Source organism: Streptomyces sp. NPDC056296 (assembly GCF_042268605.1).
Classification (GTDB): Bacteria; Actinomycetota; Actinomycetes; order Streptomycetales; family Streptomycetaceae; genus Streptomyces.
Window position 1 is genome coordinate 1 of record NZ_JBHJRX010000151.1, and the last position, 1356, is coordinate 1356.

Genomic DNA, 1356 nt, shown 5'->3' on the forward strand with positions numbered 1-1356 from the left:
AGATGCCTTTCGTCCAGGCCAACGATCTACGCTGGCTCGATGGGCAACGATCGACGCGTCCGTCACCTCGTGGTCAATGAGGCCGTCTGGCGTTGGACTGTCCGGCAGCGGGTGAGACCGGACTACGCTGACTGCCGGCTGACGCTTTCTCTCTTCCCAGAGGTGCCAGCGCAAGGCGTTCGACGCCGATTGGCCTTGGTCTTTGCCCCGGGCACGGACAGAATCGTTTCGAACTCGTACTTCGAGGCGGGCACGGTCGTGCGCCTCCCGGACCGCGCCTGGCTCAACCTCTACGAGCCAGGAACGGTTCGACGCCTGCTCGACGCCGCGGCGCCTGCTCTGGACACCCGGCCATCGGTGCAGAACCTCGAAGTAGACGGTTGGCGCTACTTCGTTGACGTCGTGGACCACGCCCATGCCGCTGGGACTCATACTTGATCTTGTGGCTGGTCGTGGTGAGTTGACGGATGCGGCGTGGGAGCGGATAGCTCCGTTGTTGCCGGTCTTGGATGGTCGGGGGCGGCCCTGGCGGGATCATCGGCAGGTGATCGATGGGGTGCTGTGGCGCTTGCGGACGGGGGCTCCGTGGCGGGATCTGCCGGAGCGGTATGGGCCGTGGCAGACGGTCTACGAGCGGTTCACCCGGTGGGAGTCCGACGGTACGTGGGCCCGGTTGCTGGAGCACGTTCAAGTTCGTGACGATGCGGTTGGCCGCGTGGAGTGGACGGTTTCGGTGGACTCCACCGTCAACCGGGCTCACCATCATGCCGCCGGCACCCGGAAAAAGGGGACCCGGACGGGGACAAACTGGAAGATCCGCAACGCTCGGCGGCGCGGCAGGCCCTCGGTCGGTCCCGTGGCGGGCTGACTACGAAGGTTCACCTGGCGGTGGACGGCCGTGGCCTGCCCCTGTCGTTGGTCGTGACGGCCGGGAACGTGAACGACTCCACGATGTTCGACGCGGTGCTGGGCGCCATCAAGGTGCCCCGCGCCACGGTTGGCAGGCCGCGACGCCGTCCCGACCGGGTGCTGGCCGACAAGGCGTATTCCTCTCGGGCCATCCGGGCCAGCCTGCGGCGACGCGGCATCCGGGCCACGATCCCCGAACGCTCCGACCAGGTGGCCAATCGCAAGCGGCGCGGCACCCGCGGCGGTCGGCCACCGGCCTTCGATAAAGAGCAGTACAAGGGCCGCAACGTGGTCGAGCGCTGCTTCAACCGTCTCAAGCAGTTCCGCGCGATCGCGACCCGCTTCGACAAGCTCGCCGTCCGCTACCAGGCGGGACTACACCTGGCCTCGCTCATCTTGTGGCTCCGCGACACCGCAGCATGATCAATTATCAGACACGGCCTAGCG

The 1356-nt window shown here is 66.9% G+C and carries 1 protein-coding gene and 1 pseudogene; both read left to right on the forward strand.

Going from position 1 to position 1356, the window contains the following annotated elements; translation table 11 throughout:
- Positions 1-438: hypothetical protein (locus ACFCZF_RS40885; protein ID WP_376675994.1), on the forward strand; the 438-nt coding region annotated here is incomplete at its 5' end.
- A 4-nt stretch (positions 439-442) separates the two neighbouring features.
- Positions 443-1354: pseudogene (locus ACFCZF_RS40890) on the forward strand (IS5 family transposase).
- The last annotated feature ends 2 nt before the right edge of the window (positions 1355-1356 follow it).